The organism is Pseudomonas helleri (assembly GCF_001043025.1).
Classification (GTDB): Bacteria; Pseudomonadota; Gammaproteobacteria; order Pseudomonadales; family Pseudomonadaceae; genus Aquipseudomonas; species Aquipseudomonas helleri.
On record NZ_JYLD01000004.1, the window covers coordinates 372,524 to 399,511 of the forward strand.

General features: G+C 56.7%; 33 protein-coding genes and 1 tRNA gene. 12 read left to right on the forward strand and 22 right to left on the reverse strand.

The window, feature by feature from the left end; genetic code table 11:
* Positions 1–148 precede the first annotated feature (148 nt).
* Together TU84_RS09315 and TU84_RS09320 are read left to right on the forward strand one after the other, a co-directional pair.
* Positions 149–1,351 carry an MFS transporter gene (locus TU84_RS09315; protein WP_048368753.1) on the forward strand — a complete coding sequence of 401 codons (1,203 nt, stop codon included), beginning with the start codon at positions 149–151 and terminating at the stop codon, positions 1,349–1,351.
* A 95-nt stretch (positions 1,352–1,446) separates the two neighbouring features.
* The gene (locus TU84_RS09320) at positions 1,447–1,743 is read left to right on the forward strand and encodes a DUF6388 family protein (protein WP_048368754.1); all 297 of its coding nucleotides are present in this window, start codon (positions 1,447–1,449) and stop codon (positions 1,741–1,743) included.
* Positions 1,744–1,792: 49 nt separating this feature from the next.
* Here TU84_RS09320 and TU84_RS09325 read toward each other — a convergent pair whose 3' ends face one another.
* Positions 1,793–2,332, reverse strand: a complete 540-nt coding sequence (locus tag TU84_RS09325; protein WP_048368755.1) for a DUF4142 domain-containing protein — start codon at positions 2,330–2,332, stop codon at positions 1,793–1,795.
* A gap of 216 nt (positions 2,333–2,548) precedes the next feature.
* On the opposite strand from TU84_RS09325, the gene TU84_RS09330 reads away from it, so the two are divergent.
* The gene (locus TU84_RS09330; protein WP_048368756.1) at positions 2,549–3,424 is read left to right on the forward strand and encodes a LysR substrate-binding domain-containing protein; all 876 of its coding nucleotides are present in this window, start codon (positions 2,549–2,551) and stop codon (positions 3,422–3,424) included.
* A gap of 94 nt (positions 3,425–3,518) precedes the next feature.
* On the opposite strand, the gene TU84_RS09335 is transcribed toward TU84_RS09330, so the two are convergent.
* The 4 genes from TU84_RS09335 to fae all read right to left on the reverse strand — a co-directional run bounded on the left by TU84_RS09335 (position 3,519) and on the right by fae (position 8,013).
* Positions 3,519–4,883 (reverse strand): MFS transporter, encoded by a 1,365-nt coding sequence (locus tag TU84_RS09335; protein ID WP_048368757.1) that lies wholly within the window; start codon positions 4,881–4,883, stop codon positions 3,519–3,521.
* Positions 4,884–5,025: 142 nt separating this feature from the next.
* Positions 5,026–6,459 (reverse strand): NAD-dependent succinate-semialdehyde dehydrogenase, encoded by a 1,434-nt coding sequence (locus TU84_RS09340; RefSeq protein ID WP_048368758.1) that lies wholly within the window; start codon positions 6,457–6,459, stop codon positions 5,026–5,028.
* Complete coding sequence (locus TU84_RS09345; RefSeq protein ID WP_048368759.1) at positions 6,456–7,490, reverse strand: aldo/keto reductase; 1,035 nt, start codon at positions 7,488–7,490, stop codon at positions 6,456–6,458. Before TU84_RS09345 ends, TU84_RS09340 begins: the two co-directional genes overlap by 4 nt.
* A 10-nt stretch (positions 7,491–7,500) precedes the next feature.
* Positions 7,501–8,013 (reverse strand): formaldehyde-activating enzyme, encoded by a 513-nt coding sequence (gene fae / locus TU84_RS09350; RefSeq protein WP_048368760.1) that lies wholly within the window; start codon positions 8,011–8,013, stop codon positions 7,501–7,503.
* 125 nt (positions 8,014–8,138) lie between these two features.
* Between fae and TU84_RS26030 the strand changes: the two genes are divergently transcribed.
* Positions 8,139–8,291, forward strand: coding sequence for a hypothetical protein (locus TU84_RS26030; RefSeq protein ID WP_153432905.1), 153 nt, complete (start codon positions 8,139–8,141; stop codon positions 8,289–8,291).
* 80 nt (positions 8,292–8,371) lie between these two features.
* On the opposite strand, the gene TU84_RS09355 is transcribed toward TU84_RS26030, so the two are convergent.
* From TU84_RS09355 to TU84_RS09370, 4 genes are all read right to left on the reverse strand, one after another.
* Positions 8,372–10,582 carry an OsmC domain/YcaO domain-containing protein gene (locus TU84_RS09355; protein ID WP_048368761.1) on the reverse strand — a complete coding sequence of 737 codons (2,211 nt, stop codon included), beginning with the start codon at positions 10,580–10,582 and terminating at the stop codon, positions 8,372–8,374.
* Positions 10,583–10,772: 190 nt separating this feature from the next.
* Positions 10,773–11,147 carry a type II toxin-antitoxin system VapC family toxin gene (locus tag TU84_RS09360; RefSeq protein WP_048368762.1) on the reverse strand — a complete coding sequence of 125 codons (375 nt, stop codon included), beginning with the start codon at positions 11,145–11,147 and terminating at the stop codon, positions 10,773–10,775.
* Entirely contained in the window at positions 11,144–11,371 is a 228-nt protein-coding gene (locus tag TU84_RS09365) for a type II toxin-antitoxin system Phd/YefM family antitoxin (protein WP_048368763.1), read from the reverse strand. The genes TU84_RS09360 and TU84_RS09365 overlap by 4 nt, the downstream gene beginning before the upstream one ends.
* A 230-nt stretch (positions 11,372–11,601) precedes the next feature.
* Positions 11,602–11,949, reverse strand: a complete 348-nt coding sequence (locus TU84_RS09370) for a DUF6124 family protein (protein WP_048368764.1) — start codon at positions 11,947–11,949, stop codon at positions 11,602–11,604.
* 465 nt (positions 11,950–12,414) lie between these two features.
* Between TU84_RS09370 and TU84_RS09375 the strand changes: the two genes are divergently transcribed.
* The 4 genes from TU84_RS09375 (at position 12,415) to TU84_RS09385 (ending at position 13,725) form a co-directional block, all read left to right on the forward strand.
* Positions 12,415–12,678 (forward strand): CopG family ribbon-helix-helix protein, encoded by a 264-nt coding sequence (locus TU84_RS09375; protein WP_048368765.1) that lies wholly within the window; start codon positions 12,415–12,417, stop codon positions 12,676–12,678.
* On the forward strand, positions 12,641–12,931 hold the full coding sequence (locus TU84_RS25505; protein WP_082148654.1) for a type II toxin-antitoxin system RelE/ParE family toxin: 291 nt from the start codon (positions 12,641–12,643) through the stop codon (positions 12,929–12,931). The genes TU84_RS09375 and TU84_RS25505 overlap by 38 nt, the downstream gene beginning before the upstream one ends.
* A gap of 277 nt (positions 12,932–13,208) precedes the next feature.
* Positions 13,209–13,448 carry a type II toxin-antitoxin system RelB/DinJ family antitoxin gene (locus tag TU84_RS09380; protein ID WP_048368766.1) on the forward strand — a complete coding sequence of 80 codons (240 nt, stop codon included), beginning with the start codon at positions 13,209–13,211 and terminating at the stop codon, positions 13,446–13,448.
* A complete protein-coding gene (locus TU84_RS09385) occupies positions 13,438–13,725 on the forward strand; it encodes a type II toxin-antitoxin system RelE family toxin (protein ID WP_048368767.1) in 288 nt (95 codons plus the stop codon). Before TU84_RS09380 ends, TU84_RS09385 begins: the two co-directional genes overlap by 11 nt.
* A 154-nt stretch (positions 13,726–13,879) precedes the next feature.
* Here TU84_RS09385 and TU84_RS09390 read toward each other — a convergent pair whose 3' ends face one another.
* Positions 13,880–14,335: a GNAT family N-acetyltransferase gene (locus TU84_RS09390; RefSeq protein WP_048368768.1), complete on the reverse strand. Its 456-nt coding sequence runs from the start codon at positions 14,333–14,335 to the stop codon at positions 13,880–13,882.
* 146 nt (positions 14,336–14,481) lie between these two features.
* Positions 14,482–14,571 (reverse strand) — tRNA-Ser (locus tag TU84_RS09395).
* A gap of 118 nt (positions 14,572–14,689) precedes the next feature.
* On the opposite strand from TU84_RS09395, the gene TU84_RS26035 reads away from it, so the two are divergent.
* From TU84_RS26035 to TU84_RS09410, 4 genes are all read left to right on the forward strand, one after another.
* Positions 14,690–14,887, forward strand: a complete 198-nt coding sequence (locus TU84_RS26035) for a hypothetical protein (RefSeq protein WP_157403793.1) — start codon at positions 14,690–14,692, stop codon at positions 14,885–14,887.
* Positions 14,880–15,569 (forward strand): crotonase/enoyl-CoA hydratase family protein, encoded by a 690-nt coding sequence (locus TU84_RS09400; RefSeq protein ID WP_048368769.1) that lies wholly within the window; start codon positions 14,880–14,882, stop codon positions 15,567–15,569. Before TU84_RS26035 ends, TU84_RS09400 begins: the two co-directional genes overlap by 8 nt.
* Before the next feature lie 218 nt (positions 15,570–15,787).
* Positions 15,788–16,570 carry a lysophospholipid acyltransferase family protein gene (locus tag TU84_RS09405; protein WP_048368770.1) on the forward strand — a complete coding sequence of 261 codons (783 nt, stop codon included), beginning with the start codon at positions 15,788–15,790 and terminating at the stop codon, positions 16,568–16,570.
* An 83-nt stretch (positions 16,571–16,653) separates the two neighbouring features.
* Entirely contained in the window at positions 16,654–17,625 is a 972-nt protein-coding gene (locus tag TU84_RS09410) for a magnesium and cobalt transport protein CorA (protein ID WP_048368771.1), read from the forward strand.
* A gap of 90 nt (positions 17,626–17,715) precedes the next feature.
* On the opposite strand, the gene TU84_RS09415 is transcribed toward TU84_RS09410, so the two are convergent.
* The 11 genes from TU84_RS09415 to TU84_RS09465 all read right to left on the reverse strand — a co-directional run bounded on the left by TU84_RS09415 (position 17,716) and on the right by TU84_RS09465 (position 26,780).
* On the reverse strand, positions 17,716–18,444 hold the full coding sequence (locus tag TU84_RS09415) for an amidotransferase (RefSeq protein WP_048368772.1): 729 nt from the start codon (positions 18,442–18,444) through the stop codon (positions 17,716–17,718).
* Positions 18,445–19,045: 601 nt separating this feature from the next.
* Positions 19,046–19,387, reverse strand: a complete 342-nt coding sequence (locus TU84_RS09420) for a ribonuclease E inhibitor RraB (RefSeq protein ID WP_048368773.1) — start codon at positions 19,385–19,387, stop codon at positions 19,046–19,048.
* Between the two features lie 276 nt (positions 19,388–19,663).
* Positions 19,664–20,269, reverse strand: coding sequence for an START domain-containing protein (locus TU84_RS09425; protein WP_048368774.1), 606 nt, complete (start codon positions 20,267–20,269; stop codon positions 19,664–19,666).
* A gap of 47 nt (positions 20,270–20,316) precedes the next feature.
* On the reverse strand, positions 20,317–20,571 hold the full coding sequence (locus TU84_RS09430; RefSeq protein WP_048368775.1) for a YkgJ family cysteine cluster protein: 255 nt from the start codon (positions 20,569–20,571) through the stop codon (positions 20,317–20,319).
* A gap of 141 nt (positions 20,572–20,712) precedes the next feature.
* Positions 20,713–20,886 carry a hypothetical protein gene (locus TU84_RS26585; RefSeq protein ID WP_277620854.1) on the reverse strand — a complete coding sequence of 58 codons (174 nt, stop codon included), beginning with the start codon at positions 20,884–20,886 and terminating at the stop codon, positions 20,713–20,715.
* A gap of 397 nt (positions 20,887–21,283) precedes the next feature.
* The gene (locus TU84_RS09440) at positions 21,284–22,723 is read right to left on the reverse strand and encodes an aminotransferase-like domain-containing protein (protein WP_048368777.1); all 1,440 of its coding nucleotides are present in this window, start codon (positions 22,721–22,723) and stop codon (positions 21,284–21,286) included.
* 238 nt (positions 22,724–22,961) lie between these two features.
* Entirely contained in the window at positions 22,962–23,777 is an 816-nt protein-coding gene (locus tag TU84_RS09445) for an OmpA family protein (protein WP_048368778.1), read from the reverse strand.
* Positions 23,774–24,130 (reverse strand): DUF4398 domain-containing protein, encoded by a 357-nt coding sequence (locus tag TU84_RS09450; protein WP_048368779.1) that lies wholly within the window; start codon positions 24,128–24,130, stop codon positions 23,774–23,776. The genes TU84_RS09445 and TU84_RS09450 overlap by 4 nt, the downstream gene beginning before the upstream one ends.
* A 9-nt stretch (positions 24,131–24,139) precedes the next feature.
* A complete protein-coding gene (locus TU84_RS09455) occupies positions 24,140–24,958 on the reverse strand; it encodes a substrate-binding periplasmic protein (RefSeq protein WP_048368780.1) in 819 nt (272 codons plus the stop codon).
* A gap of 140 nt (positions 24,959–25,098) precedes the next feature.
* Positions 25,099–26,028 (reverse strand): electron transfer flavoprotein subunit alpha/FixB family protein, encoded by a 930-nt coding sequence (locus tag TU84_RS09460; RefSeq protein ID WP_048368781.1) that lies wholly within the window; start codon positions 26,026–26,028, stop codon positions 25,099–25,101.
* Positions 26,029–26,030: 2 nt separating this feature from the next.
* Positions 26,031–26,780 (reverse strand): electron transfer flavoprotein subunit beta/FixA family protein, encoded by a 750-nt coding sequence (locus tag TU84_RS09465; RefSeq protein WP_048368782.1) that lies wholly within the window; start codon positions 26,778–26,780, stop codon positions 26,031–26,033.
* Positions 26,781–26,988: the final 208 nt, after the last annotated feature.

Here is a 26,988-nt window from a genome sequence, read left to right on the forward strand (position 1 = left end):
CCAGCGCTAGCACGGTTACCAAAGCCCCGCGTTGTCATGACGCGGGGCTTTGTCGTTTAAAAATCAAAATTCTCGACATATTCAGTGACATCTCGCGCAGGCATTCCGGATACTTCACGCCATTCCACTCTTATCAAAGAGACAGTCAATGTCCGAATCACCTGCTGCCACTAAACCTTTAAGCACTGCCCTGATCCTCCTGATGGCGGTTGCCACCGGCCTTGCGGTCGCCAGCAACTACTACGCCCAACCGCTGCTGCACACCATCGCCCAAGAGCTCGGCCTGAGCATGGAAAGCGCCGGCACCGTGGTGATCACGGCGCAATTGAGTTACGGCGCGGGCCTGTTTTTGCTGGTGCCGCTGGGCGACCTGTTTGAACAGCGCCGCCTGATCGTCACCATGACCGTGCTCAGTGCGGCCGGCCTGTTGCTCAGCGCTTTTGCGCCGTCATTGACCTGGCTGCTGATTGGCACGGCGGTCACCGGGATGTTTTCGGTGTCGGCGCAAGTGCTGGTACCGATGGCCGCCAGCCTCACCGACCCGCAAAGCCGTGGCCGTGTAGTCGGCACGCTGATGAGCGGCTTGCTGCTGGGCATTCTGTTGGCCCGCACCGTGGCCGGGGCGCTGTCTTCGGCCGGTGACTGGCGCAGTATTTACCTGCTGGCCGCAGGCTTGATGTTTATCAGCGCCATTTCGCTGTTTTTCGCCTTGCCCAACCACCACCACAGCGCAGGCCTGAGCTACCCGAAACTGCTGGGGTCGGTGTTCAAGCTGTTTGTCGAAGAACCCGTGCTGCGCCTGCGTTCAGTGCTCGGCCTGCTGACCTTCTCGCTGTTCGCCTTGTTCTGGACTCCGCTGGCGTTTCTGCTGGCCGTACCGCCTTACAACTACTCTGATGGCGTGATTGGTCTGTTTGGCCTGGCAGGCGCAGTGGGTGCCGTGGCGGCCAACTGGGCCGGGCGCATGGCCGACCGTGGCCGCGGGCAAATGGCGACCACCGTGGGCCTGCTGGTACTGCTGGCCTGCTGGCTGCCGATGGCGTTTGCCGGTCACTCGCTGATCGCCCTGCTGATTGGCGTGCTGGCGCTGGATTTTGCCGTGCAACTGGTGCACGTGAGCAATCAGAACGCGGTGTTCCAGGTGCGCCCTGCGGCCCGGAATCGACTGAACGCCGGTTACATCACCTGCTACTTCATTGGCGGTGCATTGGGCTCGTTGATCGGCGCACAAACCTATCCGGTGTATGGCTGGGACGGCATTGTGGTGGTCGGCGCCGTGATCTCGACCCTGGCGTTGGCCATCTGGGGCTTTATGTTGCAGCGCGAAAGCAAGCTGCAACCTGTGGGCTAATGGCACTTTTCATCAGGGGGTGAAGTCGCTAGCATGCGAAAAACGCCCTGACGACGGTCTGCCCCGCAGACCGTCCTAATGATCCGAGACGCCATATGATCCCAAAAGAATCCCGTAACGAACTGGCCCTGGATACCTTCATCAAGGCGCACCCGCATCTGCTGGAAGAAATGAAAGAGCTGAGCGCCGAGGACCGCCAGCAGCAAATTTTATGGGCCTTTGAAGACGAAGCCGAAAGCCGTGGCCTTGAGGCCTGGGAACTGGCGCTGCAACTGATCGCCCGCAGCCCCGAAGAACTCAAAGCCATGCGCCTTGAAGTGCATCAGGAAGTGGCCGAAGCCCTTGAGATGAGCTGGGAAGAGTACTGCGGTTTCAACGACATCGCTGTCTGACCTGAGCTGACGTAGCGGTGCCAAACCCACCGCTACGCCATTAACGCTGTCACTCCGGCAATACTGCGCCATCACCTTTGTGGTGCGCCGAGACCAGCCTTTTGGCCATGTCCAGGTGCATTTGCAGCTTGGGCAGGTACTTCTCGGCAAAGGCCTGAAGCTCGGGTGAGGCAGGGTCATCAATCTGCTGTTTATACAGCTCGATCGCATCCTCGCTGGCCTTGACCTGATTGGCCGCATAGGCGGCATCAAAGGAATCGCCTTCCTGCACTTGCAACATCAGTTTTTTGGCTTTGCTGAGGATTTCTTCTTGATCAGCGACCTTTAAGCCCTGCTTTTGCGCGATGTCTTTTAAATCGCGATTGGCATCGGTGTAGTCCTTGATCACCTCCACCGCGTAACTGCCGACGTCGGTTGAAGACGACTTACTGATCGCCATGCGGCTGGTTTCAATCGCCGCAATGCCTGCCGCAGACGATTCGTCGACAAAATCTGCCGGGCTTGCAGCGACCGCACTGCCGATCACAAACAGGGCGTAGGCCAGGGCACATCCAGCCATAAAGCGTTTAGGGGCCATCAGGGGTTTCATTGCGTCCTCCAGTAAAAGGCAGGTTTATGTCCTGCACAGAATCTGAAGGCCCATGACGGCAAAGGTTTAGATGAGATGTGATTTTCTGACGAGTGGGGCCGCTTATCGCCGCCCGTGACAACGGCTACAATCCGCCACAGAAGCAAGAAACCTCCTACATAACAATAAGCCCGCCCTACCCTTCTGGCGTAGAAGGCCGGTGCGGAGCAAAGCGTCATGCGCCAATTGCCGTCGCTCAACACGCTGCGCGTCTTTGAAGAAGTCGCGCGGCATCGCAGTTTCAGCCAGGCGGCGTTAAGCCTTAACGTCACCCAAGGGGCTGTCAGCCGACAAATCAAACAGCTTGAAGACTACTTGGGTGTGGCGCTTTTCGTGCGCACGCCACAAGGGTTGTCGCTGACCGAAACCGGCGTGAGGTTGTCGCCGCAGTTGGCCGAGGCGTTCGATCACATGGAGCGCGCCTTGCAGGCCGTGCGCGTGCCAAACCTGCGCCAGCGCCTGCGTATTGTCGTGCCGCCCACTTGGGGCACGCGCTGGTTGTCGGCGCACTTGCGCGCGTTCTGCGAACGTTACCCGGACATCAGCTTGAGCGTGACCAACACCAGCGCTCACGACAGCCTGGGGGAAGTGGACTGCATCATCCATTGGGGCCTGGAAGCGGACAGCCATTGCAGCAGCCAGTTACTGGTCATGGAGCGCCACATTGCCGTCGCCAGCCCGGAACTGTTCGTCAACGGCCAGCCGCCCGATGTGCGCACCCTGCCCTTGCTGCACATCCTGCACGATGGCAAACGCTTGAAGGTCTGGGAAAACTGGCTGGCCGCCATGGGCCGTGACGACGTCGATGCGGCCCGCGGGCTGGAGTTCAGCACGCTGGACCAAGTGATCCACACCGCAGTTGCCGGGGGCGGACTGGCTGTGATCGACCGCCAGATGATCGAAAAAGAACTGGCCAACGCCAGCCTGCTGCCGATCACCCCCGTGGAGGTCATCGGCCCGTATGGCTATTGGCTGAACGTGGCGCACGACAAACAAGGGTTGTCGAAAGTGCGGCTGTTTACTGAATGGCTGGGGTTGGTGAGTAACCCTTAAAACAGGGATGCCTGACACGTGTAGGAGCGAGCTTGCCTCGCGATCTTTTGATTCGTTAAAAGATCGCGAGGCAAGCTCGCTCCTACGGCTTGTACTAGACCGTCGCCACCACTTTAACTGCCACTGGCGCGCTTTCTTGCACAGGGCTGTGGGCCTTGCACGCTTGGCTCAGGGTCAGGGATTTGGTCTCGGGGGCCCATGCCCATGAGATCAGCGCACCAAACGCCAGAATCGCCGCCAGGATGCCAATGGTCGGGCTCATGCCAATCCCCACCACGCTCACCGGCAACAGGAAGGTACTCACCGCCGAGCCCAAGCGACTGACCGCAGTCGCCAGGCCAATACCGCTGGCGCGCACTTCGGTCGGGAAGCTTTCGGCCGGGAACACGCCCACCAGGTTACTCACCGCAGACAGCACCAGGGTGAAGATGCCAAACGCCAACACCATCAAGAACGCGGCGCTGCTGGGCAGGATCGCGAGAATCAACAACGCCACCGCCAAAATGATGAACGAGTTGATCAAGAAGCCCCGGCGCGAGAATTTCACCGTGCACCAGATGCCGATCAATGCGCCGACGATCAGCAGCAGGTTGAGCATCAGTTCAGTGCCAAAGCCTTCAGCCAGGCCCATGGTTTTGAGGATGGACGGCAGGAAGGTGTAGATCGCAAAGTACGGCATCACGATGCACACGAAGAATAGGCAGTTGAACGCGGTGCGCTTGCGGTATTCGCGGCTGAACAGCACGGCATAGCCCGAGCGGGTTTCGCCGGACGGGACTTCATCCAGTTCGACGTTGTCGCCCAGATGCTTTTTAACGATGGCCCGCGCCTCGGCAATGCGCCCCTGGTTGACCAGCCAGCGCGGCGACTCTGGGGTGCCGATGCGGGCAATCAGAATCAAACCCGCCGGGATCGCAGAGGACGCCAGCATCCAGCGCCAGGCGTCATCGCCCAAACCGAGCATGGCGGTGCCCACAAAGGTGGCCGCCACGTAGCCAAAGGTCCAGATCACGCTGAACGAACCGAGCATCACGCCACGATGTTTTTTGGGGGCAAACTCGGCCAGCATGGCGTGGCCCACACTGAAGTCACCGCCCAAGCCGATGCCGATCAAGACCCGACACAAAAACAGCCCCATCGCCGTTTCGGCGTAGAACTGCATGACCGAAGCCACGGTGATCAGCACAAAGCTGACCAGGAAAATCTTTTGCCGACCGACCTTGTCGGAAATCCAGCCAAAGAACAGGCTGCCGAGAAACAGCCCGATCAGCGCTGAAGCACCGATCAACCCCTGCCAGAACGCATCCAGATGCATTTGTGGGCTGATCAGGGTAAAGGCGATGCCAATCAAACCCAGGATGTAGCCGTCTGTGAAGTGGGCGCCAAAGGTCAGCCCGGCGATTTTAAGGTGAAAGCGCCCGATGGGCAGGTCGTCGATTTTTACAGGTTGAGCGGACATGTTCGTCTCCAATTTTTTTTATTGACGGAGAAACCGATTGCTCTAGCTTTTCTTTGAATGGCTTGTGTGGGAGCCGGCTTACTCGTGAAAACGACAGATCGCCTTCGCGAGCAAGCTCATTCCTACAGAGGTAGTGCCGGGCTCAAAGACCGCCCATCAACAGGTACTTCAGTTCCAGGTAATCATCCAGGCCGTATTTGGACCCTTCACGGCCCAGGCCCGACTCCTTGATGCCGCCAAACGGTGCGACTTCGGTAGAGATAATCCCTTCATTGATCCCGACCATACCGGCTTCCAGCCCTTCGGCCATGCGCCACACCCGGCCAATGTCACGGCTGTAGAAGTAAGCCGAGAGCCCGAACGGTGTGTCGTTGGCCAGCGCCAGCACTTGGGCTTCATCCTTGAAGCGAAAGCACGCCGCCACGGGGCCGAAGGTTTCTTCCTGGGCGATCAGCATGTCGTTGCTGGCCTCCGTCAGAATGGTCGGTTCAAAAAAGGTCCCGCCGAGGGCGTGGCGACGGCCGCCGCACAACACCTTGGCGCCCTTCTCGACCGCATCACCGACATGGGCCTCGACTTTGGCCAACGCCGCCGCATTGATCAGCGGGCCTTGCTCAGTGTCACCTTGCAAGGCATCGCCCACGCGCATGGCCGCAACGGCTTCGGCCAACTTGGCGGTGAAGGCGTCGTACACGCCGTCTTGAATAAAGAAGCGGTTAACGCAGACGCACGTCTGCCCGGTGTTACGGAACTTGGAGGCCATGGCGCCTTTGACGGCTGCGTCCAGATCGGCATCGTCAAACACGATAAACGGCGCATTGCCGCCCAGTTCCAGCGAGACTTTTTTCAGCGTGTCTGCCGCTTGGCGCATCAGCAGTTTGCCGGTGCGGGTGGAACCGGTGAACGACAGTTTGCGCACAATGCTGGACGCTTGCAGCGCCCCGCCGATGGCCACGGCGTCCCCTGAAACGATGTTGAACACACCGGCCGGGATCCCGGCCTGTTCAGCCAGTACGGCCAGGGCAAAGGCAGACAGCGGGGTTTCTTCCGACGGCTTGAGGATCATGGTGCAACCGGCTGCCAGCGCCGGGCCGACCTTGCGGGTGACCATCGCCAGCGGGAAATTCCATGGTGTGATGGCCGCCACCACACCAATGGCTTCCTTGACCACTATGATCCGCGCATCCGCCTTGTGGCTCGGGATCACATCGCCATACGCGCGCTTGGCTTCTTCGGCAAACCACTCCAGAAAGCTTGCGGCATACACCACTTCGCCCATGGCCTCAGCCAGCGGCTTGCCTTGTTCGCGGCTGAGCAGAGTGGCCAGGTCCTTCTGGTTGCTCAACATCAGTTCGCCCCAGCGCTTGAGACGCTGGCTGCGCTCTTTGGCGGTCAGCTTGCGCCAGGCCGGCAAGGCACGATTGGCCGCATCAATCGCCAGTTCGGTTTCTTCAGCGCCCGCCTTTTGCACGTTGGCGACCAAATCGCCCGTGGCCGGGTTGAACACCGGGTAAGTCGGGCCACCACTGGACCATTGGCCATCGATGAAATTGCCGTGACGGATCAGCGCGCTCATGCCACCGCCTCCGTCAGGGTGAAACGTTCGTGGGCCGGGCGAGCCGAGCGCAGGATGCGTTTACCGGCGGTGTAATCATTGATCACGTCGCACGGGGTGTAATTGCGCTCCAGTTCGTACAGTTCATCGGCATCGAGCTGGGTTTCGAGTGCAGCCAGGGCGCTGTCGAACTGCGCCGTGGTGTCGGCCCCCACTAGCATGCAATCGACACCCGGATGGTTGGCGACCCACGCCTGGGCGATTTGGGCATTGGACACACCCCGGGCACGCGCTACACGCTGCACCGAATGGGCGATTTGCCAAGACGCCTCGTCGCTGTACATCTGCTGGGTAAAGAAGTCGGTCTGGTTGCGCGTCGATTGCGCATCGCCGGTCAACAGGCCGCGGGCCAACGGACTGAACACCGAGACGCCAAGGCCCTGATCGCGGCAAAACGGGATCATCTCGCGCTCTTCTTCGCGATAGGCGCAGTTCAATTGCAGCTGCATATTGATCGGTTTGACCCAACCATTGCGCTCGCAGGCCATGAGGATCTTCGCCAACTGCCCGGTGAGCATGGTCGAGACGCCGATGTAGCGGGCTTTGCCGGAGCGCACGATGTCGTTCATGGCGCTCATGGTTTCTTCAACCGGGGTGTTCACATCGAAGTAATGCAGCATGAACACGTCGACGTAATCCATGTTCAGACGCTTAAGGGAGGCGTCGATGCTGTCCATGATGTGCTTGCGCGAATGGCCGCTGGCATTGATCCCGGTGCGGGTGCCGTAACCCACCTTGGTGGTGATGACCAGGTCTTCGCGACGGGCCAGGCGCTTGACGATACGGCCGACCACTTCTTCACCGACGCCAGCCGAGTAGAAGTCTGCCAGATCGATGAAGTTGACCCCGTTATCCAGCGCGTGCGCGACAATCGGCTCGCTTTGCTTTTCATCGAAAATCCACGGCTTCCAGTCCGGGGTGCCCATGTTCATGGTGCCCAGGCACAGGCGGGAGACTTCAAGGCCGGAGTTGCCCAAACGAATGTATTGCATGGCGCAGACCTCAGGCTTTTGGCGTGTAGAAAGGGTTGGAAATGTGCTCGACCACGTCCGCCAGTTGCGAGGTGTACGGCAGGCCGGTCAGCGCTGCACGAATCGCCGTGCGGCAAGCGTTGTAGTTGTTCAGGTACACCGCATCCAGGTCATCACACGCCGGGTTGACCCAGTTGGCGGTGACGATGGCCCACTCGTCTTCGGCTTCCGGTGGCAAGGTGCCGTCCAGCAGCGCTTCGAGAACCGCCTTGGCGATACCGGCCTGGGACGCGCCCCACGTCGCGTTGCCATGCAGGTCGCTGCTGATCTCGGCTTTGTTGACGTACAGGGTCATAGGCTTGACCGGGATGTTGGGTTGCGCAATCACCATGAACGGGCAATGCCCTTGGCTTGGCGACGCCAGGCTGTTGGCGAAGGCCTGACCCGCCGGGCCGTTGCGCGGCCCGATCAAAATGTTGATGTGCGCGGCGTTCACGCCAGGGCCTTCGAAACCTTCACCGATGTACAGGTCGAGTGCTTTCATGGGTCATTACTCTTTGGACGATGCGTTATTGTTGGGATCAGTCGTGCAGGCCGGTCGGACGACAGGCAAGGCGAACAGGGACAGTCAAAGAGCGCAGCGCAGGGCTGGCGAGAAGGGAATCCGTCATGGTTGCAGCGCTCTTTTTTGTTGTGGTTGAGCTGTTGCTGCAATTTTTAGCACTGGCGCAGGCGCAGGCTGTAACCATTAAAAGTCATGGGGGTATGCGTTTAGGTCATAGCCTGCTGGCTATGGAGTACAGGAAGGAAGGCGGGGGATGAAAGAGGGTAAGAATGTGTAGGAGCGAGCGATCTTTTAAAGATCAAAAGATCGCGAGGCAAGCTCGCTCCTACAGTCGGGGTTACAGCGAAATGCCGGCTGCCTTGGCCCGGGCGGCGTGCAGTTTTTTGTAGCTGTCGATCAGGCGTAAGTGCCGGTCCAGACCTTCCAGCTTCATGCTGGTCGGGGTCAGACCATAGAAGCGCACGCTGCCGTCAGCCGAGCCGATGGCGGCGTCCATGCGCTCGTTGCCGAACATGCGCCGGAAGTTGACTTCGTAGTCTTCCAGCTCCAAGTCTTCGTCCAGGTACATCTCCAGCACCGCATTCACGGCTTGGTAGAACAAGCCACGCTCGACGGTGTTGTCGTTGTACTGCAAGAACATTTCGACCGCCTCTTTCGCCTCTTCATGTTGCTGCAAGGCGAGGTAGATCAGCAGTTTCAACTCCAGAATGGTCAGTTGGCCCCACGCGGTGTTGTCGTCGAACTCTATGCCGATCAAGGTAGTGATATCGGTGTAATCGTCCAGCTCACTTTCCACCAGACGCTCAACCAGATCTTTGAGCGCCGCCTCATCCAGACTGTGCAGGTTGAGGATGTCTTCGCGGAAGAACAGCGCCTTGTTGGTGTTGTCCCAGATCAGGTCATCCACCGGGTAAATCTCGGAGTAATCCGGCACCAGAATGCGGCACGCCTTGGCGCCGAGGTGCTCGTAGACCGCCATGTACACTTCTTTGCCCATGCCTTCGAGAATCCCGAACAAGGTCGCGGCCTCGTCAGCATTGGCGTTTTCGCCCTGGCTGGTGAAGTCCCACTCGACAAATTCGTACTCCGCCTTGGCACTGAAGAAACGCCACGACACCACACCGCTGGAGTCAATAAAGTGCTCGACGAAGTTGTTCGGCTCGGTCACCGCGTGGCCCGCAAAGGTAGGCTGCGGCAAATCGTTGAGGCCTTCAAAACTGCGGCCTTGCAGCAGCTCGGTGAGGCTGCGTTCCAGTGCCACTTCAAGGCTTGGGTGAGCGCCAAACGAGGCGAACACACCACCGGTGCGCGGGTTCATCAGGGTTACGCACATTACCGGGAACTCACCGCCCAACGACGCATCCTTCACCAATACCGGAAAGCCCTGCTCTTCCAGCGCCTGAATGCCCGCCAGAATGCCCGGATATTGCGCCAGCACCTCGGCCGGTACATCCGGGAGCGCGAACTCGCCTTCAATGATTTCGCGTTTGACGGCCCGCTCGAAAATCTCCGACAAGCACTGCACTTGCGCTTCAGCCAGGGTGTTACCGGCACTCATGCCGTTGCTGAGGTAGAGGTTTTCGATCAGGTTGGAGGGGAAATACACCACCTCGCCGTCCGACTGACGTACAAACGGCAGTGAGCAAATGCCGCGCTCTTCATTGCCGGAGTTGGTGTCGATCAGGTGTGAACCGCGTAACTCGCCATCGCGGTTGTAGATTTTGCGGCAGTAGCCGTCGAGGATTTCAGCGGGCAGCTCATCTTTGCGCCCCGGCTTGAACCAGCGCTCTTCCGGGTAATGCACAAACGGCGCATTGGCGATCTCTTCGCCCCAGAACTGATCGTTGTAGAAGAAGTTGCAGTTAAGACGCTCGATAAACTCGCCCAGCGCCGAGGCCAACGCGCCCTCTTTGGTCGCGCCCTTGCCGTTGGTGAAACACATCGGCGATTGCGCATCGCGGATATGCAGCGACCAGACATTCGGCACGATATTGCGCCACGACGCGATTTCGATCTTCATGCCCAAGTCGGCCAAAATGCCCGACATATTGGCGATGGTCTGCTCCAGCGGCAGGTCCTTGCCCGCGATAAACGTGCCACCGCAAGCTGCGGAGCTGGACGCTGGCATCAACAACGCCTGAGCATCGGCGTCGAGGTTTTCGACCTCTTCAATCACAAACTCAGGCCCGGCCTGCACCACCTTCTTCACCGTGCAGCGGTCGATGGAGCGCAAAATGCCTTGGCGATCCTTCTCGGAAATATCGGCGGGCAACTCGACCTGAATCTTGAAAATCTGGTTGTAGCGGTTTTCCGGGTCAACAATATTGTTCTGCGACAGACGAATATTCTCGGTAGGAATATTGCGCGTCTGGCAGTACAGCTTCACAAAATAAGCCGCGCACAGCGCCGACGACGCCAGAAAATAATCGAATGGACCCGGCGCCGAACCATCGCCCTTATAGCGGATAGGTTGATCGGCCACCACCGTGAAATCATCGAACTTGGCTTCAAGTCGAAGGTTGTCGAGAAAGTTGACCTTAATTTCCATGAGGGAATTACCAGAATAACGGGCTAAAAAATATGGGCGCCATTATCCGATTTTTCAGCCGGAAGTCCCGCCCTTTTCCCAAATGCCTGCCAAGCCGCCATTCTGTAGCGCGAGCTGGCGTCGTGATGTTTTGAGCTTAAAGGTCAGGGGAAGTGACGCGACGGGAGGTGTTTTCAGCTCCCTCAAAGGTTCAAACAATGATGGTGTGCGGGTAAGCATGCATAGCGCTGTCATGTGTTACCAGGCTAATACCTTCAGCCAGTGCTTGAGCTACCAAGATGCGGTCAAACGGATCTCGATGAACATTCGGCAGAGCGCCTACGGTCAACCCATGCTCGGACGTGATAGCCAACTCAAGGTAACCCGCATCCAGGAGCACCTTGCGTAGTACCGCTGGGATAACACCGGTACGCTCGGCACCTTTAATGGTCAGTTCCCAAATACTGGCGGCGCTGAAATACAAGGTATTGGCCTCATCGTCTATAAGTTGAGCCGCCGCTTTGGATAATTTGACGTCATCGGTGGCGGCCCATACCAGAATGTGAGTATCGAGCAATAACCTCATGCCTTACCCTCAAACATATCTGCAATTTCAGCATCCATGGCGTCTGACGCTGCGGTATTGAATGTCACCCCCGCCAGCATGCCGCGACGCTTAGGGGCGGTAATAGGAACCAGCTTGGCCACGGGCTTACCTGCCTTGGCGATAATGATTGTTTCCCCCCCCGCCGCTGCTTCGACAAGCTGCGAGAAATGCGTTTTCGCTGCATGGATGTTATGGGTCTGCATACTGCTCCCTCCCAGTTGATTGGCTAATGCAGTTATTCTAGTCCACTAACCGGACTAAACCTAACTCACAACCTGCCTTTCATCGGCACACACCAACAAAACCAAGGTGCAGTACATTCGGAGCCAATTCCTGGAGATAACAGAGCCGGATTTAAAAGTGATCTGCCAAGGGCATACAAAAGACCGCAACAACAGAAGTGACGCGCCTGCTGCACTCAGGCGCGTGCTGCTTAGTGCGTCGTTAAACCGTCCAGCGATTTGTCGACGTACGCTTTGGCCAGCTCCACCAAATGCATGACCGACAACACCAGATGGCGCGGGTGCCCGCTCAAGCCATTCCCCGCCTCACTCGCCGAAGCACCCGCGCAGCGCAACAAGTCTGACGCTTGGGCCAAAGCCGCTTCTAAATTGACGCTGTCCGGGATGGCATACGTGGCCTGATCCACGTGCCGTGGAGGCTTATGGTTGTGCAGGTAGTAATCGAGGGCGCGATCCGTGGCGGCACGGTCTAACGACAATGCATCGCACTGAGCAGCATCTTGCAGGGTTATGGGTGGATCAGGGACTAGCTTTTTCATTGATACAACTCCCAGGGTCTCTTAAGGAGCTGTCACTTATCGCTACTAAACGAATGGGTGGCAGCCGTACGCAGGTTAGTAGACCGGTGCCCCAGGAACCCGGCGCGCCACAAGGGCGCCCTGCGCACGGCCACCATAAAACGCTGGCCGAAAAAAAGCGCCTCGCGGAGGTGGCGCCTTGCGCCTGGGGGAACACGGGCTACTAAACCCGACCGCTGATTTTCAGCGATGGGCCGAGACTATTCCCCGAACTGCACAGGCACAAGCGAATGGAAGTTTCTAGGATGTTTCACCGGATTGAAAGGGAAGCGTCGTACGAAACGGCTGATTTTGAGCCTGTACGCTAACCGTGAAACAGCGTTGCGTTCGTCTGAAGTCAACACACGCTACTGTTCTAACGATTGCTCAGGGTTTACAGTTCTGGAATTCGTATACGGTGTATACATTTGAACTTAGGAGCCAATCATGGCATCGCCTGTGTTGTCATTCCGTGTTGAAGAAGGATTGGTCGAACAACTTGACCAGCTTTCACAAGCCACTGATCGCGACCGCCAGTACCACCTCAAACGTGCGTTGGCCCGTTACATTGAGGCCGAGTCTTGGCACATCAAAGCCATTGCCGAAGGCATAGCCGACGCCGACGCAGGCAAATTGACCGATCTCAGCACCATCAAAGCCAAGTGGGTGGACCGTGCCAAACATCGCACTGACAGACAAAGCGAGCAGTGATCTTGACTCGATTCACGAATATTACGAGTCACGCTTAGGCGCTGCTGCAGCGGATGCCGTACTTGGCCAGATCATCGAAACACTGGAGCAACTGCAAACGTTCACCGGCCTCGGGCGCCCTTCACAGACGCCCGATGTTCGGGAGCTGATTCTGGGCAAATTCCCGTTTATTGCGCCGTACCGGCTGATGAATAGCGAGGTGCAGGTTCTGCGTATTCTTCATCAGAGGACTGAGCGGCAAGATGATTGGTAAGGCTGCTACGGCCTTGGAAAGATTAAATATCAAAAAAGCCAGGTTGACTGGAACAAGTGAACGGATATTCCCAAGATATTTCGCCAGATTGAAAGAGAAGCGTCGTACGAAACGGCTGATTGTGTGCAGCTAAGCTCACCTGACGGATCAACCTCTATTTGATCTAGTCACGGGAGGCAAATTGAATAATGTGAAAAGCTCTACTGCCGAATGGCACTTGCAAAATAAGCTCGCTAGCACCACCGTAATGACAAACGTCATTACAGGAATCAAACCCATGGCATCTATCAACATACGCGTGGACGATGATCTCAAAGCTCGCGCCTATCAAGAGCTTGAACGCCTGGGTGTCACCCCCTCAGAGCTGATGCGCCAGGCCTTGCAGTACGTAGCAGAACGCGGCCAATTGCCCTTTCGCCCGGTGCTCATGACCGAGGAAGACGAAGCGCTCCTGAACACCGTTCGTGAACGCTTGGCTGACCCTAAACGGGTCAAAGTGACACTGGATGACCTTTAGCCTTGAGTTTGACCAGCGCGCACTCAAAGAGTGGCAAAAACTCGGAGATACGGTCAGGCAGCAATTTAAAAAAAAGCTGGCTGAAATATTGATTAACCCACGCGTAGAGGCCAACCGCCTGCGCGATTTACCCGACTGCTACAAAATCAAGCTGCGCAGTGCGGGCTACCGCCTGATCTATCAGGTCATTGATCAAGAAATTGTCGTGTTCGTCGTTGCCGTGGACAAACGCGAAAACGATGCTGCTTATGACAAGGCACAAGAACGTCTTAAATAGAATCAACCAGCTTAGGATTCTTAACTAACAATCCCAGTGCGTAGAGTCTTGAAAAACACTAAAACCCTCCCCGCCCACTCCCCAGACTTGCCCCAGAAAAAACAGCGGTTCGTGTTTACCTAACGCTGCGGGAAAAGCGGATGAGCACCACGGACTAACCCGCAAGCGGCTTTTCCATAATGATGGTGCGCTCAGCCCCATAAAATTCGTCCCGGATCGTTTGATAGCCCAACGCCGCGTAGAAGCTCTGCGCTGTAATCGACGATGGCACTCGTAAAGAGCCAACACCAGCGCTGACAGCAGTCGCGTGAATGACATCCATCAACGATCGGCCGATACCTTTACCTTGGTGGGCAGGATCAACGAAAACACTTCTAACTACATTACCGTCGAGGCTTGCAGTGCCAGCAATAGTCTCGCCCAGCAAGGCTACGAAAACCTTGCGCTTGTCGAGTAATGCGCTGACAGCTTCAGGGGCAAAGCTGCGCTCAACCTGGGCAATGATCTCAGGCGAATAATCCTGTGAATTTGTGCCACGCAGAGCGGCGATCACGACACGGCTTATCGCAACTGAATCGTCCAGGGTTGCGGAGCGAATCTGACAGTCCATTTGGAAACCTCGATCATTAACGATCCAGCTTAGCTCAAGGCAAAGCGCCTTCACCCACGGCTAATCCCTTAACCTTTTTCCAGACGCCAGAAACCACAAACCCCCGACTTTCTCTTCGAAAATCAGGGGTCTGTGTTTACTTAATGTGGCGGTGAAGGAGAGATTCGAACTCTCGATACAATTTCTTGTATACACACTTTCCAGGCGTGCTCCTTAAGCCACTCGGACACTTCACCGTATCTCTTCAAACATGTTCTGTCTGTCGAGGCGCGCTAATGTAGTCGAAAGCTTTCGATATGACAAATGTTTTTTTCAGAATTTTCATGCGCTTACGGGTTTTGCTGGTTTTTTGGCATGAGCGGACCCGGCGATTCTGCCATTTTCAAGCCTTGGCACCGCAGCGCCAACACGTTGAAGCTCAGGCACGCTGGCGTCTATATAGAAGGTGCCGGGCTTTTGGCTGACTGGTCAGTCAGTCACGGCGCTTTACCTGTGCCGTGGGGCTGGGTAACGTCTGACTCACTTAAATACAAGGAATTGCGCCATGAGTGACTTGATTGCTTATCACCTGGAAGACGGTATCGCGACGCTGACGCTGAGCAATGGCAAGGTGAATGCTATTTCCCCGCAGGTGATCACTGCCTTTAACGCGGCGCTGGACCAGGCTGAGCTGGATCGTGCAGTGGTGATTATCACTGGCCAGCCGGGGATTCTGTCGGGCGGTTATGACTTGAAGGTGATGACGTCCGGTCCTGAGCAGGCGATTGAGTTGGTCAGGCAGGGCTCGACGTTGGCACGTCGCTTGTTGGCGCACCCGTTCCCGGTGGTGGTTGCGTGCCCGGGGCATGCGGTGGCTAAAGGCGCATTCTTGCTGCTGTCGGTGGATTACCGGGTTGGCGTAGAAGGCCCGTTCAGTATTGGCCTGAACGAGGTGCAAATCGGCATGACCATGCACCACGCCGGTATCGAGCTGGCCCGCGACCGCTTGCGCAAGTCGGCTTTCCATCGTTCGGTGATTAACGGTGAGATGTTTAACCCGATCTCCGCAGTCGATGCCGGCTTCCTGGACCAGGTGGTCAAGCCTGAAGAGCTGCACGCCACGGCGCTCGAAGTGGCCCGCCAGTTGAAGAAGATCAATATGAAGGCACACAAGAACACCAAACTTAAAGTGCGCAAAGAACTCCTGGAAACCCTCGACAGGGCAATCGAGCTGGATCAACACCACGCGCTCTGACCTTATCGCTTGATCGATATCCCGATTGCACTGAGCAGTCGGGATGCCTCCCTCCCCCGCGTCTCATCTTTGTATCGTCAGCACCTCTGGCTGGCACTTATCAGCCTTTGTTGAAACATATGCTTAAACATCAGCAATCTCCTGCGTGTATCGGGGTAATTGCCGTTTACAGTGCACGTCCGTACACTGCGCCACCTTTTGTTTTGATGAGCCTGTAAATGCTACTTTCGTTTCGCATGGTGTTGATGAGTGTGCATTTTGTGGTTGCGGGTGTTCTCGGCGTGCTGCTGGGCATGTGCCGCCCTTTCAATCCTGATAACAGCCGGCTGTGCGCGCGGCTGTATGCGTGGCCTTCAAAATGGATTTTGGGCTACAAGCTCAAGACTGAAGTCGGCCCGCTGATGGACAAGCCACAAAGCTGCGTGGTCATCGCCAATCATCAATCCAATTACGATCTGTTTGTGTTCGGCAACGTGGTGCCGCGCCGTACGGTGTGCATTGGTAAAAAGAGCCTCAAATGGGTACCGCTGTTCGGCCAGTTGTTCTGGTTGGCGGGCAATGTGCTTATCGACCGTGGCAACGCGCAAAAAGCACGCAAATCAATGCTGACCACGACACGCACCTTGCAGGAAAAAGACACGTCGATCTGGGTCTTCCCGGAAGGCACGCGCAACTTGGGCAAGTCGTTGCTGCCGTTCAAAAAGGGCGCGTTCCTGATGGCAATTACTGCCGGGGTGCCAATTGTGCCGGTGTGTGTCAGTACCTACAGCCAGCACCTCAAGCTCAACCGCTGGCACAGTGCCGATATTCTGATTCGTTCTTTGCCTGCCATTCCTACGGCGGGTTTGACCCAAGATGACCTGCCACGGCTGATGGAGCAGTGCAGCGAGCAGATGCTCGCCTGCATCGAAGCCATGGATCGCGAGCTGCTGGCCCAGCATAAGCTGCCTCAGCCTGCACTCCCCGCCCGCAAAACAACGGCGTCTAACCCGAACGTCTGAACGTTTGTCACGTCAAAGTGGTTGATTGCACGCTAAGCTGCACCTTCGTGCCATAACCCTTTGATGAAGAAGCGATTAGAACTATGGGGAGAGTTGTTGCTGCTGCGGTGTACAGCGAAGGCAAAAAGGTCACCGATATTACGCTGGATGAAGGTAGCGACTGGGCTGCAAAGCCCGGCCACTTCGTCTGGATCGGCCTGGAGCAGCCCAACGCACAAGAGCTGAGCAATTTGCAGCGTCAGTTCAATCTGCATGAACTGGCCATCGAAGACGCCTTGGAGCAACACAGCCGGCCAAAGCTCGAAACCTTTGGCGACGCACTGTTTATCGTCACGTACTCGCCGATTCGCCATGAAGGCAAATTAGAGTTCGTTGAAACGCATATCTTTGCCGGCAATGGTTACATCATTACCAGCCGCAATGGCCATTCCGCCTCATACCGCTCTGTGCGCCAACGCTGCGAGGCCCGCCCGCTGCTGTTGGAGCATGGCGAAGACTTTGTGCTGTATGCCTTGCTGGACTTTGTGACCGAGAGCTATCAGCCCGTCAGTGAAGCCATTCACGCCGAGATCGAGCAGTTGGAACGCACGATCATGGGCAATACGCTAAATGAGGCCGATATCGTCAAACTTCATGATTTGCGCCGTGATGTGCTGCGATTGCGGCGCTATGTGGCGCCCATGGTTGAAGTCAGCGAAGAGCTTCAGCGCCTCGACTTCCCGTTTATCGACAAGAACATGCGTCCGTATTTTCGCGATGTGCAAATTCATGTCACCCGGCAGATGGAAGACCTCACCACCCTGCGTGACATCGCCAGCCAAACCATTGAAATCGTGGTGCTGCTGGAGTCGTCACGGCAAAGCATCGTGCAGCGCAAATTCGCCGCCTGGGCAGCCATCTTGGCGTTCCCTACGGCGGTGGCGGGCATTTACGGGATGAACTTTCAGAACATGCCGGAGCTGACCTGGCATTACGGCTATTTCGGCGTACTGGGGTTTATTGCGGTGGGCGTGACGGGGCTGTGGACAAGCTTCAAGCGTTCGGGCTGGTTGTAGAGATCGCAAAAAACTGTAGGAGCGAGCTTGCCTCGCGAGCTTTTAGAAGATCAAAAGATCGCGAGGCGAGCTCGCTCCTACAGTGCGGTGTTAGAGCGCTTTAGCTTCAGGTTTGTTCGCCACAAAACGCATCATCCACTCGGCAACAGTCTTGCCATGGTGGTCATGTTCGAGGCTGGCGATGCCTTTGTTGTAAACCTGTTCGCCCAAATGCTCCTGGCGCAGGTCGAGCAAGGCCCGGGAATAGTCGTGAATGAACTCCGGGTGGCCCTGGAAGCACAGCACTTGGTCATTGATGTGGTAAGCCGCAAACGGGCAAAACTCACTGGAGGCCACTACTGTGGCGTTTTCCGGCAAGGCGGTAACTTGATCCTGATGGCTGATCAACAGTGTCAGGTCTTCAACCACAGGGCTCATCCACGGTGCCTTGGCAGCCAGTGTGTATTGATGGGTGCCCACGCCCCAGCCTTTGGTCGCCCGCTCACTCTTGCCACCCAGCAATAGCGCCAGCAATTGGTGGCCGAAGCAGACACCCAACAGCTTGTCACCCCGTTCATAACGCGTCAGCAGGTACTCTTTAAGGGTTTGAATCCAGGGATCGGTACCAAAAGAGTCGGCCTTGCTGCCGGTCACCAGGTAGGCGTCGAACACTTCATCATCCGACGGGTATTCGCCATTCACCACGTTGTAGATGGTGAACTCTGCAGGAATGGGCTGCTGGGAGAACAGGCGCTTGAACATCTGCCCGTAGCCTTGGTAGTGATCAATAAATTCAGGACGCAGGATGTCCGTTTCCAAAATGCAGATGCGTAGCGACATAAAAATACCTGGCACGATAAAGGCGAAAATAATGACGACAACTCGCTAGAGCCTGCCCTGAAACAGCAATTGATGGCAAGTACTGCGCGTACTGAAACCTTGGACAATCACCCACCGCTCGCAATGTGCAGGCAAAATAAGTTCCCGGACGAACGGTAGGTGACTAATGATTTTAAACATCAGGGGGTCGATTGCGTCTAGCAACGGCCTCGCAGGGCATACACAAATTGTCTAATAGCGTTTTAAAAACTTATTGCGCTTGGATGATTTGAAAAGGTTCTAAGCCGCGTGTTATGCGGCCTCTAAGGTTAAGCCTGTCAACGGGCAAGACGCTTTCCAAGGATATGAGCCCTTACCGTGGAGCAATGCAATTCAGGAATAACAAAAAAAGGCAGGTCGCCATGTTCAAACACACGAAAATACGTCAAGCCGGGCTTATCCTCTTCGCTACAACTTTGCTGTTGATTTTGCCGAACCTGACCAAGGTCATCGGCTAAGGTGTCGCTTTTGTGTGCGAGTCCTCGGCACTTAAACGATCTCAATCCACAGAAACCAAAACGGCTAGCCCTAAGGCTAGCCGTTTTTACATCCACAATTGACGTCAGTTCAGCAGGCCACGCACCTCCTGCTTGACGCCCCAGCCTTCAACAATGCCACCCAGCGGCGCTACAACCGCTTCGAAGTTCTGTTCAAAATCTCCGATACCGCCATAAGTTGCGTGCATCACCTTGCTTAACTCAAGGTGCCAGGCGCCGTCCTCACCCACATTGATCTGGGCATTAAAGGACTCACCACAAAATTTGCCTGCTGCTCTGCGCGCCCGCTCCTCATCCGGGAAGATTGCGTAAAACTCAATGGGATGGATACGTGCAAAATCAAAACCGCCTTCTTTCATGCGGCGCAGCACAAAGCTGCTGAGGTCTTCTTGATGGGCTGTGCTCATGAAACGTCCTCCTCGCAATGGATAGACATTCAGCGCTCTCGTCACACCAGCAGATGTGCCGGAGCAGAGAGAATAAGCATGTAGCGAACAAGATCAGAACCAGTCGAATACTTCGCTGGTCTGGGTGCAGAGTAGACCTTACGGATAATCTCTGCCAAGGGGGAAATTTAAATTTTGTGCATTTAAATGAATGACATTCACACTCAAAAACACAGGGCCCGGCACCTGGACAGATGCGCTGTCCAGGACCAGCCCTATGGCCGTACGGGCCGCGTGTTACTTCTCAGCGCGCTCTTTGAGCCCCTGAAGGGTTTTGAACGGTGCATCCACCACGAACTTGTTGGCAATCAGGGCCGGGACGCTGCCGCCAGGCTCGGTGTGGACTTGGTAGGTGACTTCAGTCAGGTTGTCGCCTTTAGGGACCAGCTTCCAGAAACCGTCCACCTGAGCCACCCGCACGAAGCCTTTTTCTTCAGGCTGATAGGTCGGTACGCCTTTGAGGGTACGGGTCAGCGTGCCGTCCGGGGCAACCGATGAGGTGACCTCCAGAATCGAGTCACGCGGGGTTACAGGCCACGGCGTATTGAATTGGGTGTAAGTCCAGCTTTTGTCACCTTCATGCTTGAGCAGCTTCTGGGTTTTGCATTCGTGAATCCAGGCACACGCCCCCGCCACGTCTTCTTGCAGGCCCTGGATTTTGGCCAGCGGCGCTTTGATCAGTGCCACACCCTGGTAGGCCTTGTAAGCGGAGCCCGGCACTTCACTCAATGAGACTTTAATGCCGTCTTCGTTTTTCGCCACTTTCCAGTCTTCTGCCTGGGCCGCGCCCACCAGCAGAACACTCAAACCACACGCCATTGCCACTCGATGTAACGAACCCATTGTCTTATTCCTTATTGTTAAAGGTCTGTTCACTGAACACGAATGCACTAAGCCGCCGTCACCTGTTCCCACCAACCGATCAGGTTAATGGCCTCTTGCTGACTGCTGCCGCATACCTCGATGTCAGCCTTGAACGCGCCGCACACGGCGGGACGCTCAGGTTGGCCGAACAAACCACACAAGTAATCGACAGACAGATGCAGGCAGCGTTCCCCCGCGGGTTTGCCATCAGGCATGCCAGGGATCGGTGTACTGATGGAGGGTGCTATACAACAAGCGCCACAGCCTTCACGGCAATTCATGACGTTAGCTCCTCGTTAGGGGCAAAGTGCATTGATGACAAGGGATAGTACTCGCTGGAACGGGCGTTTGAAATTGACCGTTCAGCAGAATATCAGTGACTGATTAGTCAGTTTAGAAGTCCGTTTTCGATGCTGGGGCACTTATTGTTTGAATTCAAAATCGAGGGCGGCACCATCGATTTCATTCTGCCGCGCCTCGTTACGTAACTGCAGGCCCATTTCATTGCTGAGCAGGCGCCCGTTCAATTGGAAAGGGCTCTCCTCGGCCTGCTTTTCAACAAACATATTGGGCAGCAACGGTTTGTGCGCAGGCATGGGGACGGCGCCTAAAGGGCGCAACTGGCGGACCATCTCGGGCGGCAAGCTCAAATCAACTTTGCTGGTCGGCACGCGCTTTTTGGTGGCCTTCGCAGGGGATTTGGGTTTCGCAGGCGGGGGTTTCTTGGCCGGTGCCTTTTGCGCTTTGGCCGCAGGCTTGGGCGGGGTATGAGCGGCTTCAGGGTGGGCAGTGACTGTTTGGGGTGCCGACGGGTTCGCTGGCGCAGCTATCGCGCCAAACGCAGTCAACACGCCTGCCAACACGAGTCCTACACAATATGTCGCTCTCATAACTCCCACGGTTTTCTTCGTTCAGGCACGCATGCTCGCGCTTTAAGCCGGCCGAGACAAGCCGAATGTAACCAAATGGCCATACCGCGCAGCGTTTACCCTCTTAATAGAGGCCTGCGGTCTCCTGGCACAATTGGTTAGCAAGCATGCCCAACGTCATCAGTGCCCGCTCGGCTTCTTTGTTCCAAGGTGTGCCACAGTTGAGTCGAATGCAGTGATTAAACTGCTCGGTGTTACTGAAAATCAGCCCCGGCGCGATACTGATACCCTGCTGCAAGGCGCGCACGTGCAGCTCTTGGGTGTTCACCCGGCCCGGCAAACTGACCCACAAAATAAACCCGCCACTAGGGCGCGACATCTGCGTGCCTTCCGGGAAGTACTGCTGAACGGCCAACTGGAATGCGCTGAGGTTTTTCCGGTATTCCTGCCGGATGTAGCGTAAATGGCGGTCGTAACCGCCGTTTTCAAGGTAAGCCGCCACCCCCATTTGCGTCACGCTGCACGCCGAATGGGTGGTGAACGTTTGCAGACGTTGGATTTCCTGCTGATATTTCCCCGCAATCATCCAGCCGATTCTTACGCCCGGTGACAACGTTTTAGAGAAACTCGAGCAATAAATCACGCGGTCGAGGCGATCGTAGGCTTTCAACGCTTTAGTGCGCCCCACCTCAAACATCAGTTCGCCATAGATATCATCTTCAACGATCTGGATATCGAAATCTGACGCCAGGCGCAGCAGGTGTTTTTGCCGCTCTTCCGGCATGGTGCCACCCAACGGGTTGCTCAAGCGCGTGGTGAGTACCAGCGCTTTGATCGACCACTGATTAGCCGCCAATTGCAGGGCTTCAAGGCTCATGCCGGTGGCTGGGTCGCTGGGGATCTCGATGACTTTCAAGCCCAGCAAATCGGCCAGTTGCAACAAGCCGTAATAGGTTGGCGATTCGGCCGCGATCAGGTCACCCGGACGGGTCAGCGCCCGTAATGACATTTGCAGGGCATCCACACAGCCGTGGGTGATGATCACTTCCGAAGGGTCGACCACCACGCCAGCATCCCGCATACGGATCGCCACCTGACGGCGCAACGGCTCAAAGCCTGGGCTGAACATGTAGCTGAAGGCACGCGGGCTATGAAAACGGGTGACCTTGGCCAATTGCTGGTGCAGCGCGCGCACGGGCAAGTAATCGACACTCGGCACCGCAGCCCCCAGCGGAAACACGCCTTCGCGCCGCGATTCGACCAATACTTGCTGAATGATGCTGCTGCGTGTCACCAGACCTGGGCGCTCAACACGCGCGATGTCCGGCGTGGGCGCCGTCAGGGCCGGGGTTTGGTGCACGTAATAACCCGATTGCGGGCGCGCCCGGATCAAGCCTTGGTCTTCAAGATTGGCGTAGGCCTGCAACACCGTCGCATGGCTCACATTTAGCTGTGAGCTCATCTTGCGCACCGAGGGCACACGCTCCCCCGGCTGGTAGACGCCACGCCGGATATCCTCAGCCAGCTGCTGAGCAATACGTTGATAAAGCAAAAGGTTGGTCATGGCGCGGCACTCGATGTTCAGGCATTTTTTTTATATGAAGCATTTTTGTGATGAACAATACCGGAACAGTTTAGAAGTGTACGGGCACAGTTGCCACTATTCTGAGCCGTACAGTGCAGACCGCGGGTTAACTGTATGGGTGAGCGGCATAGAACCTGTAGGAGCGAGCTTGCCTCGCGATCTTTTGATCGTTTAAAAGATCGCGAGGCAAGCTCGCTCCTACCAGACGGTATTGCGCTTAGCGAGCGGCGCCCAATTGGCCTTTATCGTCAGAGAAGACGATTTCAACCCGACGGTTTTGCGCCCGGCCGCGCTCGGTGGCGTTAACGTCCACCGGGTACTGGTCGCCATAACCGGCCACTTGAACGCGCTTTTCGTCGATCCCCAGGTCGACCAGCGTATCGGCTACGGTCTGGGCCCGCGCCAGCGACAGGGTGAGATTGTCTTCTGTACCACCGGTGTTGTCGGTGTAACCCTCAATGCGCACGATGCGCTTGGGGTTCAGTTGCAGAAACTGCACCAGCTTGAGGACTGTGCGGTTAGCCGAGTTTTTCAGGTCCGCTTCGCCGGTATCAAACAACACGTCGCCCAAGGTCATGACTAAACCACGGTCAGTCTGCGTGGTCGCCAGGCTGATGATTTGCTCTTCCAGCCATTTGCCCTGCTGCTGAACACTCAACAACTTGGCTTCGCGCAAGGCCAGTTGCAGGCGCTGACGCTCTAGCTCGAGCTTGGCCGCACGCTCCTCATTGAGCACTTTTTGCGTGTGCTCACGGGCAATCTCGCTATAACGCTGGCTGAGGTATGCGTAGTGCACCACATCATCGCCACTGCCCCAGTAGCTGGACAATCGGTCGGCGCGAGCCAGCGATTCACCGGCGCGAATCACGTCTTTAGGCGCGATGCGCAAGACGTTGCTGTCTTCTTTAACCGCCTGGAAATCGCTGTTGGCCTGCTGCAAGGCCTGCTCGCCACTGTGATGCCCGGCGCAACCGGCCAGGCTGATGCTGCCTAACAACACGGCACTGCTGAAAACACTGGATTTGAGACTCATTGGGCCTCCGCCAGTTGTTTGCGCAAGCGGGTAATGCGGGTGTTGAGCACGTTCAATTGTTCCTGGCTTTTTTGCGTCAAAACCCGCGCCTCGGCCAGGCGAGCATCAAGCTCAGCCTGCTCGGCCTGCAGGCGCGCGTCTTTGTAAGACTCTTCAAGCATATCGGCCTGAGCATGGGCCAGCTTGTCTTCAGCCTGTTTGAGTTCAGGCATATCGTCGGCATTCGCGCCGACCGCCCTGGCTTGCTCCAAGGCTTGTTCGCTCAAGCGTATTTGTTGATTCGGTGCAGGGTCGTTCGCACACCCCGCCAGAGCCATAACAGCCAGGGCTGCGAAAAGAGGTCGAATCGTCACTAAAAATTCCTACTGTTTTGGGGCGCTGAGCGGTTGCTGCAGTTGCGATTTCCACCGCTCCAGATTGCGTTGCAAAGCGGCCTCGGCCATGCCGGAGGCGGGCAATTCTGTCATCTTTTTGGCGAGCTGTCCGCGCAACCACGGCTCATTGCACGCTGAGTCATGGGAGATCGCCAAAAACAGCCCCGGCTGATCAATCGGTTGCGAATGCGCTTGCAAGTCATCGGCGATGCCCAAGGTTTGCGCCGTCGCCATGCCGGCATAACGCCCGGCCAACACGTATTCGACCTGGCCCAGCAACAGCTTTTGAAACGCCTGGGTCAGGCCGGGTTGCGGCTTTAGGGTGAGCTGACGTTGCGCAAAAGCATCAAAAGATTCGGTCAGCCGGGCCTTCTCGGAGAGCGCGCCAGTATGCCCGTGCAAGTCAGCCGGCGTTTCGTAGTGCAAGGCCGAGTCTTTGCGCGTCCACACCAGGTAATCGTTACGCACCAGCGGCGGGTGGATGTAATCCAGGGAGTTCAGCCCGGCCAGGGTCAGCGGCGTATCAAGCAGCATGTCCATGCGCCCGGTGCGCACTTCGTCCTGAGCCTGGGAACGCTTGCCCGCATAAAGCACCTCAACCTTGATGCCCAGCTCTTCGGCAGCGTGCTGCAACAGATCGGCACTGGCACCGATCAAATGGGTGGGATTGGCGGGGTCGCGCCACAGATACGGCGGCGCATCGGGGCTGCCGGTCACGATCAGGCGCTCGCATTTACCCGCAGCCTCGGACAGCAAAGGCATCAATGCCAACCCCAATAACAACCTGCTTACCTTACGCACATCCATATTCCTACGCTCCACGTGGATCATTCAAACGCATAAAAAAAACCCGGTCATTCAGGCTGTTAAGAGAAAGCTGAACACTGGGTGCTCTGCCCTTCCTGACAGCCCGGATAACCGGGCTCTTTATAAGTGAAGCGACTGGATTAAACCAGTTTCTCCAGCTCAGGTACTGCTTCGAACAAGTCCGCCACCAGACCGTAATCGGCTACCTGGAAGATCGGCGCTTCTTCGTCCTTGTTGATCGCAACGATCACTTTGGAGTCTTTCATACCGGCCAAGTGCTGGATCGCGCCGGAGATACCGACGGCGATGTACAGCTGTGGCGCAACGATTTTGCCGGTCTGACCGACCTGCATGTCGTTCGGTACAAAACCTGCGTCAACTGCAGCACGCGAGGCGCCCACAGCAGCGCCCAGCTTGTCGGCCAGAGCGTACAGGTGTTTGAAGTTGTCACCGTTTTGCATGCCGCGACCGCCAGAAACGACGATTTTGGCTGCGGTCAGTTCAGGGCGGTCCGACTTGGCCAGCTCTTCACCAACGAACGACGAAGTACCTGCATCGTGAACCGCTGCCACGGCTTCAACAGCAGCCGAACCACCTTCAGCAGCAACCGGGTCGAAACCGGTCGCACGCACGGTGATCACTTTGACTGGCGCAGTCGACTGCACGGTCGCAATGGCGTTACCGGCGTAGATTGGGCGAGTGAAGGTGTCAGCGCTGACCACCGAAACGATCTCGGAGATCTGGTCAACGTCCAGCTGCGCAGCAACGCGCGGCAGGATGTTTTTGCCGTTGGAGGTCGCGGCAGCCAGGATGTGGCTGTAGCCTTTACCCAGCTCAGCGACCAGCGGAGCAACGTTTTCTGGCAGTTGATGCGCGTAAGCGGCGTTGTCTGCCACCAGCACTTTAGCCACGCCAGCAATTTTTGCGGCCGCTTCAGCGACTGCGCCAATGCCTTGGCCTGCCACCAGGACGTTGATATCGCCACCGATTTTGGCAGCGGCGGCTACGGTGTTCAGTGTGGCTGGAGCCAGTACTTTGCCGTCGTGTTCTGCGATTACCAAGATAGTCATTGTTAGATTACCTTCGCTTCGTTTTTCAGTTTCTCGACCAGTTCAGCCACCGACTTGACCTTGATGCCCGCGCTGCGTGCAGCCGGTGCTTCAACTTTCACGGTTTTGTTGGTCGAAGCCGTCGAAACGCCCAACGCGTCTGGCGTCAGCACTTCCAGCGGTTTCTTCTTGGCTTTCATGATGTTTGGCAGAGACGCGTAGCGCGGCTCGTTCAAACGCAGGTCGGTGGTGACGATGGCCGGCAGGCTCAGCGAAACAGTTTGCGCGCCGCCGTCGATTTCACGGGTCACAGCAACCTTGTCGCCCGACACTTCTACTTTAGAAGCGAAGGTACCCTGACCGTAACCGGTCAGCGCAGCCAGCATTTGGCCCGTTTGGTTGTTGTCGCTGTCGATGGCCTGTTTACCCAGGATCACCAACTGAGGCTGTTCCTTGTCGACCACAGCCTTGAGCAGCTTGGCCACGGCCAGCGAGGTCAGGTCTTCGGCGGATTCGACGAGGATGGCGCGATCGGCACCCAGAGCCAGCGCGGTGCGCAGTTGCTCTTGAGCGGTAGTCGGGCCGATGGAGACGACGACGATTTCAGTCGCAACGCCTTTTTCTTTCAGGCGTACGGCTTCTTCCACAGCGATTTCGCAGAAGGGGTTCATCGACATCTTGACGTTGGCGAGGTCAACGCCGGAATTGTCCGCCTTGACGCGTACTTTAACGTTGTAATCGACCACTCGTTTGACAGCTACAAGAACCTTCATGGATTCCTCGTTACTCTCCGGTGAAAAGAAAGTCGCCTAGGCGAACCTGGCGGTTGATGCTCATCAGCACAAGGGCACCTCCAAAGATCGTTGCTATGCCCTTCCCGTGCGACCGTCTGTCAGGTGTGACTACCAAGTCATCCACCAAAAGGACGTGTAAACTCCGCTCAAAAAATGTCAGGCTCCTGCACGCTTATGCCTGTGCCCT